Annotated in this window: 5 protein-coding genes; all 5 read left to right on the top strand. The window is 33.6% G+C overall.

Going from position 1 to position 2,828, the window contains the following annotated elements; genetic code table 11:
- The first annotated feature begins 443 nt into the window (after positions 1-443).
- The 5 genes from GLV97_RS19590 to GLV97_RS19575 all read left to right on the top strand — a co-directional run bounded on the left by GLV97_RS19590 (position 444) and on the right by GLV97_RS19575 (position 2,600).
- Positions 444-725 carry a hypothetical protein gene (locus GLV97_RS19590; RefSeq protein WP_160890396.1) on the top strand — a complete coding sequence of 94 codons (282 nt, stop codon included), beginning with the start codon at positions 444-446 and terminating at the stop codon, positions 723-725.
- Positions 726-951: 226 nt separating this feature from the next.
- The gene (locus tag GLV97_RS19585; protein WP_160890395.1) at positions 952-1,497 is read left to right on the top strand and encodes a DinB family protein; all 546 of its coding nucleotides are present in this window, start codon (positions 952-954) and stop codon (positions 1,495-1,497) included.
- A gap of 141 nt (positions 1,498-1,638) precedes the next feature.
- Positions 1,639-1,782 (top strand): HIT family protein, encoded by a 144-nt coding sequence (locus tag GLV97_RS20395; protein ID WP_423784982.1) that lies wholly within the window; start codon positions 1,639-1,641, stop codon positions 1,780-1,782.
- Positions 1,766-2,014 (top strand): HIT family protein, encoded by a 249-nt coding sequence (locus GLV97_RS19870; RefSeq protein WP_337194121.1) that lies wholly within the window; start codon positions 1,766-1,768, stop codon positions 2,012-2,014. The genes GLV97_RS20395 and GLV97_RS19870 overlap by 17 nt, the downstream gene beginning before the upstream one ends.
- Positions 2,015-2,039: 25 nt before the next feature.
- Complete coding sequence (locus GLV97_RS19575) at positions 2,040-2,600, top strand: histidine phosphatase family protein (RefSeq protein ID WP_160890394.1); 561 nt, start codon at positions 2,040-2,042, stop codon at positions 2,598-2,600.
- Positions 2,601-2,828: the final 228 nt, after the last annotated feature.

Here is a 2,828-nt window from a genome sequence, read left to right as displayed (position 1 = left end):
AGTAACAAAGGAACTTATAATGTAGTACATACCTTTAGATGGAGCGCCGAATGCTGGGAAACTAGCACGTTCGGTGTGGAGCAGGGGAAAAGCTGGAGATAACTTCAAACGCTTACCTATTGCTAACTATTGTTCAATATAATGCTTGCTTTCAACATTAATGATGTTTAATAAAATCGAAGCTAAGATAAAGGGGGAATTGTTTTGGAAAGGAAAACTATGAACTTCGTAAAACTTTTATTAGGAGTAGTAGTAGGAATTGCTATTTATGAAGTGGTAAAAGGATTATTTTTTTAAGTGATATCTATGGTGTGTAGTTAAATAATAGGTGTGTTACTTAAAGTGTGTTTCAATTTACCTCGAATTCAAGTCTTGCGCTAACGGGGGCGATTCTGAAACTTAACGTTTGGGGCAGGTTAGTTGAAGGTTTAGGGAGGGTTTTTGTGCCAAAATCAGTTTTAGGAAAGTTATGCTTGTTAATGTTGGTTATATTTTTCATCCAGGTTGTTTTGTTTGTGAGAATGATGTCTATTAACTTTTTCGGAGCTATGGTTCAATTCATTAAATTCACTCCATATACAAGTATAGTTGGCATCATACTTGGGTTAACGAGTTTAAATAAAGAAAGGGAAAAGAGAATAGTACCTCTTATAACACTTATTATTGGTATAGTATTCCTTTTAATATTTCTTCTCTTCTTATTCGGTTTTTCCTTTGGTGGGTAATTTCACATCATGGCTAAAGACAAATTATTATTTTGATTTCGAGTCTTATGGAAACGGGGGCGTTTATATAATAAAGAATCCCCACTAATAGAAGGAGCAAACCAATAATTGGTTTGCTCTTTTTGTATATCTGATTTTATTATAACATTTTTGTTTTTAAAATTTCAGGCTATATTTTTCAGAATAAATTGATAACCTTGTTATAGACTTATTAGGAGGTTTTTGGATGATTGACTATAGAATAAAGAGCGTTGAAAATTTTTCAGGAAAAATAGGGGAACTAGTGTCTATGTTAGAACACACAAGAGCAGTTACGTTACAAGAAGTTAAGGGTTTAAGCCAGGATGCCTTAGATTTTTTTGTGGATGAGAGTTCAAATACAATAGGGAGCCTTTTATTACATATAGCTTCTATCGAGTTTGTCCATCAAATAATTTCATTTGAAGAACGTGATATAAACAATGATGAACTACAAAAGTGGCAAGCTGCCTTAGAACTTGGACCAACAGCTAGAAAACAAATAAGAAAAAAGGATCTAGAGTATTATCTTAATGAGCTAGCTGGAGTTAGAGAACGGTCTCTATATAAATTAAGGGGTTATCCAGATGAGTGGTTATTTGAAGAAAAACAGTGGGACAACGGTACACTTTACAATAATTACTACCTTTGGTTCCATGTCTTAGAGGACGAAATTAATCATCGAGGACAAATTAGGTTATTAAAGAGATTAATTTCTGATAATAGAAATAATAATTCCCCCAATCTTAGATAATCTATAGGTAACAATTTTAAGCCAACATATCCATTGATATTATCTTGATATCGAGTCTTACGTTAACGGGGGCGATTGATCAAAAAGATAATGCCCTTATTACATTAATGCTATATTTAATGTGAATATTATTCAGAAAGGATGAGTGTTCTATTGTGTGTATTTTGTGATACAAAGAGCATTGTTTGTGAAAATGACTTAGCTAAATGTTTCTATGATAAATTTCCAGTTAATAAAGGTCACATTTTAATAGTCCCAAAAAGACACTGTGAGGATTTATTTTGATTTAACTATTGAAGAAAAAATTTCAATAGATGAATTGGTTTTGAAAAGTAAATCATTATTGGATTCTAAGTATAAACCAGAAGGCTTTAATATTGGAGTGAATTGTGGAGAGGCTGCAGGTCAAACAATATATCATTGTCACATACATTTAATCCCGAGATATTCCAATGATATTGACAATCCTTTAGGCGGTGTTAGAGGTGTAATCCCTCAAAAGAGGTTATACAAATAATCATTTATAATTTCAGGAGGACTTTATGACAACAAACATATTTTTAGTGCGTCACGCTCATTCTACATATACACCTGAGGAATTAAAGAGACCTTTATCAGAAAAGGGACTAAAAGATGCTGACATAGTTAAAAAACTACTAATAGAAGAGAACATAGAAAACGTAATTTCAAGTCCTTACTTAAGAGCAGTGCAGACTGTTGAAGGATTAGCTTCTGCTCTTGGTGAAGACATACATATCTTTAATGAGTTCAAGGAAAGGAAGTTAACAGAAGGTGCTGCCAGTGACTTTGAGGAAGCTATTAGGAAAGTATGGGAGGACCCAAGTTTTAGTTGGGAAGGCGGAGAATCAAACAAGGTCGCTCAACAAAGAGGAGTAAGAGGAATTAAAACCGTGTTAGAAAAATACGAAAACAAAAATGTGGTAATAGGTACCCATGGTAATATTATGGTGCTTATAATGAATTACTTTGATGAAAAATACGGATTTGAATTTTGGAAAAAGCTTGCTATGCCAGATATATTTAGACTTTCTTTCAAAGACAACAAGTTAGTTGATTGTAAAAGAATATGGAAGGATACTTAATGAGTTAGGTGGCATTAAGTAAAAGAATAATCAAAGATATCTTGAATTCGAATCTTCAAGAAACGGGGGCGCGCGACAAGTTCTGCTATAAGCGCAATTTTGCGTGAAAGGCAGGAAGTTTATTTGTTTAAATTTCAACTGTACAACGGAGGATGGGAATGAAGGATCCATGTTTCCTGAAACCATCCCGTCAACACTCCTGCATGCGTTAAGACGGACAGGTCTTAG

Source organism: Halobacillus litoralis (assembly GCF_009856355.1).
GTDB lineage: Bacteria > Bacillota > Bacilli > Bacillales > Halobacillaceae > Halobacillus > Halobacillus litoralis_B.
Note: the sequence above shows the minus strand (reverse complement) of the source record. Positions and strands in the feature narration are given on the sequence as shown.